The sequence below is a fragment of the Pseudocitrobacter sp. 2023LY-00077 genome (assembly GCF_055796175.1).
Map to the genome: position 1 here is coordinate 319093 of NZ_JBSPEI010000002.1, position 12931 is coordinate 332023.

Below are 12931 nucleotides of genomic sequence, written 5' to 3' on the forward strand. Positions count from 1 at the left end.
ATTATACTGTCGCAATATTGTTTAGTTAAGAATCACATTGAGACACCATGCGACAGGAACACGTCATATTACTGGATGAGCTGGGAAATACGACCGGCACGCTGGAGAAATATGCGGCGCATACCACCACCACGCCTCTCCACCTCGCCTTCTCCTGCTGGATTTTCGATAACATAGGCCAGGTTCTGATTACCCGACGCTCGCTCAGTAAAAAAGCCTGGCCGGGCGTCTGGACTAACTCTGTTTGCGGTCATCCTCAATTAGATGAAACCTTCGAGCAGGCGATTACCCGTCGCTGCCGTTTCGAAGTCGGCGCGGCGCTCACCGACATTACTCCGGTGTATCCTGAATTTCGTTATTGCGAAACAGACGCCAGCGGCATTGTGGAAAACGAAGTCTGCCCGGTGTATGCGGCAAGGTTAACCAATGCCATTGCATTAAACCCGGACGAAGTGATGGATAGTCACTGGGTTTCATTAGATGCGCTTTTTCAGGCGCTGGCTGCCACACCGTGGGCATTCAGCCCATGGATGGTATTGCAGTATCGTTCGCAAGAAGCGCGGGATAAGCTGGCGCGGTTTGTCCCCTCACCCCTGCCCTCTCCCTAAGGGAGAGGGAGAAAACCTGCACCAGTCTCAACCACCAGCACTATCTGTCCCCTCTCCCTTAGGGAGAGGGTTAGGGTGAGGGGGTAAAAAAAAACCCGATGCTCACACATCGGGGCTTTTTCACATCTCAGTGATTTATTTCACCGGGCGCATCGCCGGGAACAGAATCACATCGCGGATGGTGTGGCTGTTGGTGAACAGCATCACCATACGGTCGATACCGATACCCAGACCCGCAGTCGGCGGCAGGCCGTGTTCCAGCGCGGTTACGTAGTCTTCGTCGAAGAACATCGCTTCGTCGTCGCCTGCGGCTTTCGCATCAACCTGATCCTGGAAGCGCTGCGCCTGATCTTCTGCATCGTTCAGCTCGCTAAAGCCGTTACCGATTTCACGGCCACCGATGAAGAATTCAAAGCGGTCAGTGATTTCCGGGTTAACGTCATTACGACGCGCCAGCGGAGACACTTCTGCCGGGTATTCAGTGATGAAGGTCGGCTGAATCAGGTGCGCTTCGGCCACTTCTTCGAAGATTTCGGTCACGATGCGGCCCAGACCCCAGCTCTTCTCAACTTTAATACCGATGCTTTCCGCAATCGCTTTTGCAGAATCGAAGTTATCCAGATCCGCCATATCCGTTTCCGGACGGTATTTCTTGATCGCTTCGCGCATGGTCAGTTTTTCGAACGGTTTGCCGAAGTCGAAGGTTTCTTCACCATAAGGCACTTCGGTAGTACCGAGGATGTTCTGCGCCAGAGTGCGGAACAGAGATTCGGTCAGCTCGATCAGATCTTTGTAATCCGCATACGCCATATAGAGTTCCATCATGGTGAACTCTGGGTTATGACGTACGGAGATACCTTCGTTACGGAAGTTACGGTTGATTTCGAACACGCGTTCGAAGCCGCCAACGACCAGACGTTTCAGGTACAGTTCCGGCGCGATACGCAGGTACATGTCCAGGTCCAGGGCGTTGTGGTGGGTGATGAACGGACGGGCAGACGCGCCGCCAGGGATCACCTGCATCATCGGGGTTTCCACTTCCATAAAGTCGCGGGCAACCATGAACTGGCGGATACCGGCCATAATCTGAGAGCGGATTTTAAAGGTTTTGCGGGATTCATCGTTAGAGATGAGGTCCAGGTAACGCTGGCGATAGCGCGCTTCCTGATCCTGCAGGCCGTGGAATTTGTCCGGCAGCGGGCGCAGCGCTTTAGTCAGCAGACGCAGCTCGGTGCAGTGGATAGACAGTTCACCGGTTTTGGTTTTGAACAGTTTACCTTTCGCGCCAAGGATATCGCCGAGGTCCCATTTCTTGAACTGCTCGTTATAAACGCCTTCCGGCAGATCGTCACGGGCAACGTACAACTGAATGCGGCCACCCACGTCCTGCAAGGTCACGAAAGAGGCTTTACCCATGATACGGCGGGTCATCATGCGGCCAGCAACGGACACTTCGATGTTCAGCGCTTCCAGCTCTTCGTTCTCTTTGGCGTCGAAGTCAGCGTGCAGTTGGTCTGAGGTGTGGTCGCGACGGAAATCGTTCGGGAACGGGAGGCCCTGCTCGCGCAGTGCTGCCAGCTTCTCGCGGCGCGCTTTCAGTTCATTGTTAAGGTCAGCTACCGCGTCAGCACCTTGTGCGTGTTGTTCAGACATGTTGGTTCCTCATAACCCTGCTTTCAAACTTGCTTCGATAAATTGATCCAGACTGCCGTCCAGCACCGCCTGCGTGTTACGGGTTTCTACACCGGTACGCAAGTCTTTGATGCGGGAGTCGTCCAGGACATAAGAACGAATCTGGCTACCCCAGCCGATATCAGACTTGGTGTCTTCCATCGCCTGTTTCTCCGCGTTCTTCTTCTGCATTTCCAGTTCATAAAGCTTTGCTTTCATCTGCTTCATGGCCTGGTCTTTGTTCTTGTGCTGAGAACGGTCGTTCTGGCACTGCGTTACCGTATTGGTCGGAATGTGGGTAATACGTACCGCGGATTCCGTACGGTTAACGTGCTGACCACCCGCCCCTGACGCACGATACACGTCGATGCGCAGATCAGCCGGGTTGATTTCGATATCAATATCGTCATCCACTTCCGGGTAAACAAACGCAGAGCTGAAAGAGGTGTGGCGACGTCCACCGGAGTCGAACGGGCTCTTACGCACCAGGCGGTGAACGCCGGTTTCAGTACGTAACCAGCCGTACGCGTAATCACCGGAAATCTTGATAGTGACGGATTTGATACCCGCAACTTCACCTTCAGATTCTTCGATGATCTCGGTTTTGAAGCCGCGCGCTTCGGCCCAACGCAGATACATGCGCTCAAGCATGCTGGCCCAGTCCTGCGCTTCGGTGCCGCCGGAACCGGCCTGGATATCCAGGTAGCAGTCGGCGCTATCGTATTCACCGGAGAACATGCGGCGGAATTCCAGCTGTTCCAGCTTCTCTTCCAGCACGTCCAGCTCAGCAACAGCTTCGTTGAAGGTGTCTTCATCGTCAGCTTCAACCGCCAGTTCCAGCAGGCCAGAAACATCTTCCAGACCCTGCGACATTTGGTCGAGAGTTTCAACAATGGCTTCCAGAGAGGAACGCTCTTTACCCAGCGCCTGTGCGCGCTCAGGTTCGTTCCAGACGTCCGGCTGTTCCAGCTCGGCGTTTACTTCTTCAAGACGCTCTTTCTTGGCATCATAGTCAAAGATACCCCCTAAGAACGTCAGAGCGCTCCGTGAGGTCCTGAATGCGGTTATTTACCGGGTTAATTTCAAACATGGTCTGTTTTCTTTTAATGGACGAGTCAAAATGCGGTTATAAGGGCGAGATTTTACCGGATCTGCGCCCTTATTTATAGCGATTACTGGCGCTAAATTGGCCAGATATTGTCGATGATTAACTGCAAACTGCGGTTTCCGCGAAACTCGTTGATGTCGAGCTTGTAAGCGAGCTTAACTTCGCGCACGCCGTTATCCGGCCAGCAGGCGGTATCAACGTTAAACGCGATGCCGTCCAGCAGCGGGCCGCCGCCCACCGGTTCCACCATCACCTTCAGGTGACGTTCACCGACAATGCGCTGTTGCAGCAGACGAAAATGCCCGTCAAATAGCGGTTCCGGGAACATCTGCCCCCATGGCCCGGCTTCACGCAGCATCTGCGCCACGTCCAGCGTCATCTCTTGTGGGGAGAGTTCGCCATCCGAAAGAATTTCCCCCTGCAACAGGGCCGGATCGAGCCATTCGGTGACCAGTTCGCCAAAGCGCTGCTGGAACTCATCGAACTTCGCTTCCTCCAGCGATAAACCGGCAGCCATCGCGTGGCCGCCAAACTTCATCATCAGGCCTGGATAGAGCGTGTCCAGGCGCTCCAGCGCATCGCGCATATGCAGCCCCTGAATCGAACGGCCAGAACCTTTCAGCATGCCGTCTCCGGCAGGCGCAAAGGCAATCACCGGGCGATGGAAACGCTCTTTGATACGCGAGGCGAGAATACCCACCACGCCCTGATGCCATTCAGGATGATACATCGCCAGCCCGCCGGGCAGTGTGTCGCTACTGCGCTCCAGCTTTTCGCACAGCGTCAGCGCTTCCGCCTGCATGCCCTGCTCAATCTCTTTGCGCGTCTGGTTAAGTGCATCGAGTTCATTTGCCAGCATGCGGGCTTCGCCGAGGTTTTCGCTCAGCAGCAATGCCACGCCCACCGACATATCGTCCAGTCGACCGGCCGCGTTCAGACGCGGGCCGAGTGCGAAACCGAGATCGCTCGCCACCAGCTTTTGCGGGTCGCGATTAGCTATTTCCAGCAAGGCTTTGATGCCAGGGCGACACACGCCCGCACGAATACGGCTCAGGCCCTGCCAGGTCAGAATGCGGTTATTGGCATCAAGCGGCACCACGTCGGCAACCGTACCCAGCGCCACCAGATCGAGGAACTCGACAATCTTCGGCACCGCGATACCGCGCGATTCAAACCAGCCTTTCGCCTTCAGGTGATTACACAGCACCAGCATCAGGTAGAACGCCACGCCCACGCCCGCCAGCGATTTCGATGGGAACGGACAGTCCACCAGGTTTGGGTTAACCATCGCATCGGCAGCCGGCAGCGTCTCCCCCGGCAGGTGGTGATCGGTCACCAGCACGCTGATCCCCAACGCATGCGCGTGATCGACGCCCGCGTGCGAAGAGATCCCGTTATCTACCGTCATGATCATCTGCGCGCCGCGTGCGTGCGCCTGATCGACGACTTCCGGGCTCAGGCCATAACCGTCTTCAAAACGGTTCGGCACCAGATATTCCACGTTATGGCAGCCCATCGCACGCAGCGAGAGCACGCTCAACGCGGTGCTGGTTGCGCCATCGGCGTCATAATCGCCCACCACCATTATGCGCAGGTTTTTCTCGAACGCATCGTGCAGCATCTCAACGGCTTTTTCGACGCCCGTTAACGTGCGCCAGTGCAGCATGCCCTTCAGGCCGCGCTCCAGATCGTCCGCCGACGTCACACCACGGCTGGCGTACAAACGACGCAGCAGCGGCGGTAAATCAGCGGGCAGCGAATCTGAATCAACCGCCTCGCGGCGGCGAAGTTGAATCTGTGGTTTCACGCGAATTATTTACCGCTGGTCTGTTTTTTGTGTTCGTCGAGGAAGGCTTTCATCTCTTTCGGCCCCTGATAACCCGGCACAACGTAGCCATCGTTCAGGACAATCGCCGGTGTGCCGTTGACGCCAAACTGCACGCCCAGCGCGTAGTGATCCGCGATGTTGATATCGCAGCTGGCAGGCTGTACGCCTTTGCCGTTCATTGCGTCATCGAACGCTTTGTTGCGATCTTTCGCGCACCAAATCGCTTTCATATCCTGCTCGGCCTGGCTCTGAATGCCCTGGCGCGGGAAGGCGAGATAACGCACGGTGATACCCAGCGCGTTGTAGTCGCTCATCTCTTCATGCAGCTTGTGGCAATAGCCGCAGGTGATATCGGTAAAGACGGTAATCACGTGCTGCTCTTTTGGCGCTTTGTAGACAATCATCTCTTTTTCCAGGGCGTTGAGATGCGTCATCAGCAGTTGATTGGTCACGTTAACCGGCTGCGCGCCACTCACGTCATACATCGGCCCCTGGATAATGTGTTTGCCATCTTCGGTGACATACAGCACGCCACTGTTGGTCAGCACGGTTTTCATGCCCGCCACCGGCGCATTCTGGATATCCGTACTCTGAACGCCCAGTTTAGCCAGCGACTGTTTAATCGCCGCATCATCCGCGTGGGTGGTAGCGGAAAAAGCCGCCGCCAGCAGGGTAAACATCACTAAACCTTTTTTCATGAACTCGTCCTTTGTAGTCAGCATCACGCGCGTGGGTGGTGCTGTTGATGAAGTTGTCGCAGTCGCTCTGTCGCCACATGCGTATAAATTTGTGTTGTCGATAAATCACTATGGCCTAACAGCATCTGCACCACACGCAAATCTGCGCCGTGGTTGAGCAAATGGGTGGCAAATGCGTGACGCAACACGTGCGGGGAGAGCTTTTCGCTGTCGATACCCGCCAGTTGAGCATAGTGTTTAATGCGATGCCAGAACGTCTGGCGCGTCATTTGTTGCGCGCGCTGGCTGGGGAACAGAACGTCTATCGAGACCCCGTTGAGCAACCACGGGCGACCATGTTCCAGATACGTTTCCACCCAATATACCGCTTCTTCCCCCAGCGGCACGAGGCGTTCTTTGTTGCCTTTACCAATGACGCGTACCACGCCCTGACGCAGGCTGATATCGCTCATCGTCAGCCCGACCAGCTCAGAGACGCGAAGGCCGGTGGCATAGAGTACCTCAAGCATCGCTTTATCGCGCAGCTCCAGCGGGATATCGGTCACCGGCGACTGCAACAGCCGGTCAACCTGTGCTTCACTTAAATCCTTCGGTAAACGCTGCGGCAGCTTTGGTGAGGCCAGCAAAGCGCTGGGGTCATCGGCGCGCACTTTCTCGCGATAAAGATGCTGGAAGAAGCGACGCATAGCGCTTAACAGACGCGCCGAACTGGTGGCTTTATACCCACCCTGCTGGCGTTCCGCGAGCAAATTTTGCAAATCATCATGCTGCACGGTATCAAGCGTCAGGCCGCGATGGGCCAGCCATTCGACCACCATAGTGAGATCGCGACGATAGGCGCTCAGCGTGTTTTCGGCAAGATTGCGCTCCAGCCACAGCGCATCGAGAAATTGTTCGATTCGTGCGAGATCCTGTTCCACGTTCGCCCCTTTGCCTGTTTCATCGGCACCATTATGCATGATTCTATGCGTGTTCTGGTACACTGGCGGCATAGTCACAGCAAGAATCGAGACCTTTACGTTATGAACATCGGCCTTTTTTATGGTTCCAGTACCTGCTACACCGAAATGGCGGCGGAGAAAATTCGCGACATCATCGGCCCGGAACTGGTGACGCTGCACAATGTGAAAGATGACGCTCCGGCGCTCATGGAGCAGTACGATGTGCTGATCCTCGGCATTCCAACCTGGGATTTCGGTGAGATTCAGGAAGACTGGGAAGCCATCTGGGAACAACTGGATACGCTGAATCTTGAGGGCAAAATTGTTGCGCTCTATGGTATGGGCGATCAGTTAGGTTACGGCGAATGGTTCCTGGACGCGCTCGGCATGCTGCACGATAAACTGGCGACCAAAGGCGTGAAGTTTGTCGGCTACTGGCCGACCGAAGGGTATGAATTCACCAGCCCGAAACCGGTCATCGCCGACGGTCAACTGTTTGTTGGCCTCGCACTCGACGAAACCAACCAGTACGACCTGAGCGATGAACGTATTCAGAACTGGTGCGAACAAATTCTTGGCGAAATGGCCGAACAATTCTCTTAATGCTTACTCGGCGCGGGCTGCTGCATCATGATACGCCGCAGGTCGCGCCACTCTTCTGCATCCATACTGTCTGCCGCAATCCATAAATGCTGACGACGACGGCTGGCCAGCCTGCGTAAACGCAGCATCATGCCGGAATTCAGGACCCACGGATGCCCGAGGATCTCCCACTCCTGATCGCGCCAGCGAAGACGAGAATCCATCAGCAGTTTAATTTCCCCCTGATGGCTGTTGATGCGCCGCTGGCTGCGTACGCAGTCAAACACCACCAGCGACAGCAATAACAACCACAGCGGGGTGTAGCTCAACGGCCAGGGCATCAGCAATATGAAGGCCGCCACCAGGCCGTGGAGCAATAAAGAAAGCCATTGTGAGCGCCAGGAGACGCGTAAATCAGATTGCCACAGGACCACGTTCCCGATTCCGAGTCTGAATTAAATGCACCATGCGCTGAAGATCAGCATCCGCCGGCTTACCGTGATTCATCAGCCAGTTGAACAAATCTGGATCGTCGCACTCCAGCAGACGAATAAAAATCGCTTTGTCACCGTCGCTCAGCGAATCGTACTCATGCTCGAAAAACGGCATGATGGAGATATCGAGCTCACGCATACCGCGACGGCATGCCCAGTGGATACGGGCTTTATTATTGATGTCCATAATTTCCTTCCAGCATAACGATGTCATTAGTTTAACGTGTTTTTTGCACTTACTTTACAGCAATCTCGTTAATCGCGGGCAACATTCAGAAAACCCACGCAAACAAAATGGATTTTCAGGTTGCCTGCGTACCTTATCGCAAACCGCGCGTCAGGGCACGAATCGGCTGTTGAAAGCACTTGCATTGATGACCATCTCTTTTACCATGAGTTATCTACCCGTGCGTTAAGCAATTCAGGACATCACTATGGCTTTTACACCTTTTCCTCCTCGTCAGCCTTCCGCTTCTGCGCGTTTACCGCTGACGCTTATGACACTTGATGACTGGGCGCTGGCGACCCTTACCGGTGCCGACAGTGAAAAGTATCTGCAAGGCCAGGTTACCGCCGATGTCGCGGAACTGGGCGTCAATCAGCATCTGCTAGCGGCCCATTGCGATGCCAAAGGCAAGATGTGGAGCAACCTGCGCCTGTTTCGCCGTAACGAGGGTTTCGCCTGGATCGAACGCCGCAGCCTGCGCGACGCACAGCTGACGCAGCTGAAAAAGTACGCGGTGTTCTCCAAAGTGGTTATCGAGCCGAACGATACGCTGGTGCTGCTTGGCGTAGCGGGCTTCCAGGCGCGCGCGGCGCTGGCGAATCTGTTTGCCGAACTGCCGGATGCCGACAAGCCGCTGGTGCAGGAAGGCGAAACCTCACTGCTGTGGTTTGCTCATCCCGATGAGCGTTTCCTGCTGGTCACCGACGAAGCCACCGCCACGCGTGTCACCGACGCCCTGCGCGGCGAAGCACAGCTCAACAACAGTCAACAGTGGCTGGCGCTGAACATCGAAGCGGGCCTGCCGGTTATCGATGAAGCCAACAGCGGGCAGTTTATTCCGCAGGCCACCAACATTCAGGCGCTGGGCGGTATCAGCTTTAAGAAAGGCTGTTACACCGGGCAAGAGATGGTGGCGCGCGCCAAATTCCGTGGCGCCAACAAACGCGCGTTGTGGTCACTGGCGGGAACGGCCAGCCGCGTACCGGAAGCCGGGGAAGACCTGGAACTGAAGATGGGCGAGAACTGGCGCCGTACCGGTACCGTTTTAGCCGCGGTACAGCTTGATGATGGCCGACTGCTGGTGCAGGCGGTGATGAATAACGATATGGAACCGGACAGCATCTTCCGCGTGCGCGACGATGCCAACACCTTGAGCATTGAGCCGCTGCCGTATTCACTGGAAGAGTAATGGTGTCAGTGCCGGATGCGGCTTCGCCTTATCCGGCCTACGACAGGCATGATGCAGTTTGTAGGCCGGATAAGCGAAGCGCCATCCGGCAATCAACTACGCTTGCCCAATATACAAATAAATCGCCAGGAAGTGGCACACGCTGCCGCCCAGCACAAAGCCGTGCCAGATAGCGTGGTTGTAGGGAATACGCTTGCAGACGTAGAAAATTACCCCCAGCGAATATACCACTCCGCCAACCGCCAGCAACGTCACCCCGCCAATCGCCAGCTTAATCGCCAGTTGATACACCACGATCAGCGACAGCCAGCCCATCGTCAGATAGGTGACCAGCGACAACACTTTGAAGCGGTGCGCGATGGTGAGCTTAAACAAGATCCCCAGCAGCGCCAGGCTCCAGATAACAATCATCAACCCGCGCGCCAGCGGTGAATCCAGGCCCACCAGCAAAAATGGCGTATAGGTCCCCGCAATCAGCAAATAGATAGCGCAGTGGTCAAATTTCTTCAGCCAGATTTTGGCCCGCTGATGTGGAATGGCGTGATACAGCGTCGAGGCAAGGAACAGCAAAATCATGCTGCCGCCATAAAGGCTATAGCTGGTGATTGCCATTGCGCTGGCGTTGGTATCCACCGCCTGCACCAGCAGCAGAACCAGCCCCACAATACCAAATACAAAACCCACTCCATGGCTGATGCTGTTGGCAACTTCCTCTGCCAACGAGTAACCCTGTTTAATGAGCGGCTTCTGGTCCATTACGTACTCCGGGTGAACAACACAATCTGTTAAACGCCCCTAGCGTAACTGAGAATGATTCCAGTGAACACCTGTTCGCTAAAATAAAAAGATGTAAATTTGTAAATTGAGAAAAATCATAAAGTTATAAAAATGATTCACCTCACACTTGTTCATCATTTTTATGAAGATATTTGAACTCAATCACGTGATACGCCGTTTGGCCTGGGTAAATGTCGGTGATCACCCGACGCAGTTCGGCAAGCGTCATGTTTTCCTGCTGCGCGTGCCACTCCGTTAACGTATTAAGCGTAATGCGCGAAGTGGCCAGCACTTCGATGGTGCAGAAGTAGCCATCATCTTCATAACGTCCGACGCGTAAAATATCTCCGGCCTTAAAATGAGACTCCGCATCGTCACGCAGGGTAATCGTTTTCCGCCCTGCCAGAATATCGTCCTGAAAACGGCGAAAAAAAGTGATGTCGTTGGGCTGCATGGTACTATTCCTTAAAGATCTATAAATTTTATGAGTATCGCCACCGTGAGCATTTTTACCCACACCGCCGTTGCCAGCCTCAATAATCTTGAGATGATGGTCTATCACTACGTTATCAAAAACCGCGACAAAGTGATGTACATGACCATTCGCGAACTGGCGGACGCGGTAGGCGTTTCTACCACCACGGTGATGCGTTTCTGTCGCAAGCTCAACTGCGACGGCTACTCTGAATTTCGTGTACGTTTTAAATTGTATCTGGAACAAAACGAGCCGCAACAGGCTAATTTTGGCGCCAGTGAAATTATTGGCTTTTTTAAAAGCGTCAACAATGACGAGTTTGATAAATTACTTGATGATGCCGTCGATATAATACTATCTTCGGAACGTATTATTTTCGTTGGCGCGGGCACTTCGGGCTCGCTGGCAAAATATGGCGCACGCTTTTTCTCGAATATCGGTAAATTCAGTAATCACATTGATGATCCGTATTTTCCGGTAACCAACGATATGGCTAAAAACGCCCTGGCAATTGTGTTATCCGTTTCCGGAGAAACAGAGGAGATCCTGCGCTTTGCCAGCCAGTTCAGTCTGCATCGCTGCAAAGTGATGTCAATAACCAGCCACGAACATTCCCGTCTGGCTAAACTCGCTGACTTTAACCTCTCCTGGCATTTCCCACAAACGCGCATTGGTGGCGTTTATGATATTACGACGCAGATCCCGGTAGTTTATATTCTGGAGTCTCTGGGCCGTAAACTGGCGAAGAAATTAGCATAAAAATACAGGGTGTTTTTTCGATGTAACATATAACACGGCGCAACATTTGTTATATCGTGACTTTTCGATACCCTTTGTTAGACTCACTTTAATTGCATTAACGAGTGAGTATAGCAACAATGAAAAAACTGACCTTACCGAAAGATTTTTTATGGGGCGGCGCGGTCGCAGCGCATCAGGTTGAAGGCGGCTGGAATAAAGGCGGCAAAGGCCCGAGCATTTGCGACGTACTGACCGGCGGCGCACACGGCGTACCGCGCGAAATCACTCAGGAAGTGGTTCCCGGGAAATACTACCCAAACCACGAAGCCATCGACTTTCACAGCCATTACAAAGAAGACATCAAACTGTTTGCTGAGATGGGCTTCAAATGCTTCCGTACCTCTATCGCCTGGACGCGAATCTTCCCGAAAGGCGACGAAACGCAGCCGAATGAAGAAGGCTTAAAATTCTACGACGACATGTTCGATGAGCTGCTGAAATACAACATCGAACCGGTTATCACCCTCTCCCACTTCGAGATGCCGCTGCACCTGGTGCAGGAATACGGCGGCTGGACCAACCGCAAAGTGGTTGATTTCTTTGTGCGTTTCTCTGAGGTTGTTTTCGAGCGCTACAAGCACAAGGTCAAATACTGGATGACCTTCAACGAAATCAACAACCAGCGTAACTGGCGAGCGCCGCTGTTCGGTTACTGCTGCTCCGGCGTGGTCTACACCGAGCATGAAAACCCGGAAGAAACCATGTATCAGGTGCTGCATCACCAGTTCGTCGCCAGCGCGCTGGCGGTGAAAGCGGCGCGTCGCATCAACCCGGAAATGAAAGTCGGCTGCATGCTGGCGATGGTGGCGCTCTATCCGTTCTCCTGCAAACCGGAAGACGTGATGTTTGCTCAGGAATCAATGCGTGAACGTTATGTCTTTACCGACGTTCAGTTGCGCGGCTACTACCCGTCATATGTGCTGAACGAGTGGGAACGCCGAGGCTTTACCATCAAAATGGAAGAGGGCGACGACGCCATTCTGCGCGAAGGCACCTGCGACTATCTCGGTTTCAGCTATTACATGACCAACGCGGTTAAAGCCGAAGGCGGCAGCGGCGATGCCATTTCCGGCTTCGAAGGCAGCGTGCCAAACCCGCACGTTAAGGCCTCCGACTGGGGCTGGCAGATTGACCCGGTGGGCCTGCGTTACTCGCTGTGTGAGCTGTATGAGCGTTACCAGAAACCGCTGTTTATTGTCGAAAACGGCTTCGGCGCGTATGACAAAGTGGAAGAAGACGGCAGCATCAACGATGACTATCGCATCGACTACCTGCGCGCGCACGTGGAAGAGATGATGAAAGCGGTGACCTACGATGGCGTAAATTTAATGGGCTACACGCCGTGGGGCTGCATCGATTGCGTATCGTTCACCACCGGCCAGTACAGTAAGCGCTACGGCTTTATTTACGTCAACAAGCACGACGACGGCACGGGCGACATGTCGCGCTCACGCAAGAAAAGTTTTGAGTGGTACAAAGCGGTGATTGCCAGCAACGGAGAGACGCTTTAAAAACGGCCCCCTCACCCTGCCC

14 protein-coding genes are annotated in these 12931 nt (G+C 54.2%); 5 read left to right on the top strand and 9 right to left on the bottom strand.

Translation table 11 applies throughout. From position 1 onward, the window contains the following. Positions 1-47: 47 nt before the first annotated feature. Positions 48-608: an isopentenyl-diphosphate Delta-isomerase gene (gene idi, locus ACWWFX_RS03910; protein WP_473223260.1), complete on the top strand. Its 561-nt coding sequence runs from the start codon at positions 48-50 to the stop codon at positions 606-608. A gap of 135 nt (positions 609-743) precedes the next feature. Here idi and lysS read toward each other — a convergent pair whose 3' ends face one another. The 5 genes from lysS to xerD form a co-directional block, all read right to left on the bottom strand. Further along, positions 744-2261, bottom strand: a complete 1518-nt coding sequence (gene lysS / locus ACWWFX_RS03915; protein ID WP_276224528.1) for a lysine--tRNA ligase — start codon at positions 2259-2261, stop codon at positions 744-746. A 9-nt stretch (positions 2262-2270) separates the two neighbouring features. Then, positions 2271-3369 (bottom strand): peptide chain release factor 2 gene (gene prfB / locus ACWWFX_RS03920; RefSeq protein ID WP_276224526.1). Its coding sequence is split into 2 segments (ribosomal slippage): positions 2271-3293 and positions 3295-3369, totalling 1098 coding nucleotides; the frame shifts between segments, so codons are not numbered across the junction. 91 nt (positions 3370-3460) lie between these two features. Then, positions 3461-5194 carry a single-stranded-DNA-specific exonuclease RecJ gene (recJ, locus tag ACWWFX_RS03925; protein WP_473223261.1) on the bottom strand — a complete coding sequence of 578 codons (1734 nt, stop codon included), beginning with the start codon at positions 5192-5194 and terminating at the stop codon, positions 3461-3463. Between the two features lie 5 nt (positions 5195-5199). Then, positions 5200-5913 carry a bifunctional protein-disulfide isomerase/oxidoreductase DsbC gene (gene dsbC, locus ACWWFX_RS03930; RefSeq protein ID WP_015963132.1) on the bottom strand — a complete coding sequence of 238 codons (714 nt, stop codon included), beginning with the start codon at positions 5911-5913 and terminating at the stop codon, positions 5200-5202. A gap of 23 nt (positions 5914-5936) precedes the next feature. Beyond that, positions 5937-6833, bottom strand: a complete 897-nt coding sequence (gene xerD, locus ACWWFX_RS03935) for a site-specific tyrosine recombinase XerD (RefSeq protein WP_149463303.1) — start codon at positions 6831-6833, stop codon at positions 5937-5939. 102 nt (positions 6834-6935) lie between these two features. Between xerD and fldB the strand changes: the two genes are divergently transcribed. After that, the gene (fldB, locus tag ACWWFX_RS03940) at positions 6936-7457 is read left to right on the top strand and encodes a flavodoxin FldB (RefSeq protein WP_231826316.1); all 522 of its coding nucleotides are present in this window, start codon (positions 6936-6938) and stop codon (positions 7455-7457) included. Here the strand turns inward: fldB and ACWWFX_RS03945 are convergent. Further along, on the bottom strand, positions 7454-7870 hold the full coding sequence (locus tag ACWWFX_RS03945; protein ID WP_473223262.1) for a protein YgfX: 417 nt from the start codon (positions 7868-7870) through the stop codon (positions 7454-7456). The two genes, fldB and ACWWFX_RS03945, sit on opposite strands and share 4 nt — an antisense overlap. Continuing rightward, on the bottom strand, positions 7851-8117 hold the full coding sequence (gene sdhE / locus ACWWFX_RS03950; RefSeq protein WP_015963128.1) for an FAD assembly factor SdhE: 267 nt from the start codon (positions 8115-8117) through the stop codon (positions 7851-7853). Before sdhE ends, ACWWFX_RS03945 begins: the two co-directional genes overlap by 20 nt. A gap of 247 nt (positions 8118-8364) precedes the next feature. Here sdhE and ygfZ point away from each other — a divergent pair, with 247 nt between their 5' ends. Beyond that, on the top strand, positions 8365-9345 hold the full coding sequence (gene ygfZ / locus ACWWFX_RS03955) for a tRNA-modifying protein YgfZ (protein WP_473223263.1): 981 nt from the start codon (positions 8365-8367) through the stop codon (positions 9343-9345). 96 nt (positions 9346-9441) lie between these two features. On the opposite strand, the gene trhA is transcribed toward ygfZ, so the two are convergent. Further along, positions 9442-10101: a PAQR family membrane homeostasis protein TrhA gene (gene trhA / locus ACWWFX_RS03960; RefSeq protein WP_276224224.1), complete on the bottom strand. Its 660-nt coding sequence runs from the start codon at positions 10099-10101 to the stop codon at positions 9442-9444. 142 nt (positions 10102-10243) lie between these two features. Beyond that, positions 10244-10576 (bottom strand): N(4)-acetylcytidine aminohydrolase, encoded by a 333-nt coding sequence (gene yqfB, locus ACWWFX_RS03965; RefSeq protein WP_473223264.1) that lies wholly within the window; start codon positions 10574-10576, stop codon positions 10244-10246. Positions 10577-10627: 51 nt separating this feature from the next. Between yqfB and ACWWFX_RS03970 the strand changes: the two genes are divergently transcribed. Continuing rightward, positions 10628-11356: a MurR/RpiR family transcriptional regulator gene (locus tag ACWWFX_RS03970; RefSeq protein ID WP_456147627.1), complete on the top strand. Its 729-nt coding sequence runs from the start codon at positions 10628-10630 to the stop codon at positions 11354-11356. A 119-nt stretch (positions 11357-11475) separates the two neighbouring features. Next, positions 11476-12909 (top strand): 6-phospho-beta-glucosidase BglA, encoded by a 1434-nt coding sequence (gene bglA / locus ACWWFX_RS03975; RefSeq protein ID WP_473223265.1) that lies wholly within the window; start codon positions 11476-11478, stop codon positions 12907-12909. Positions 12910-12931 lie beyond the last annotated feature (22 nt).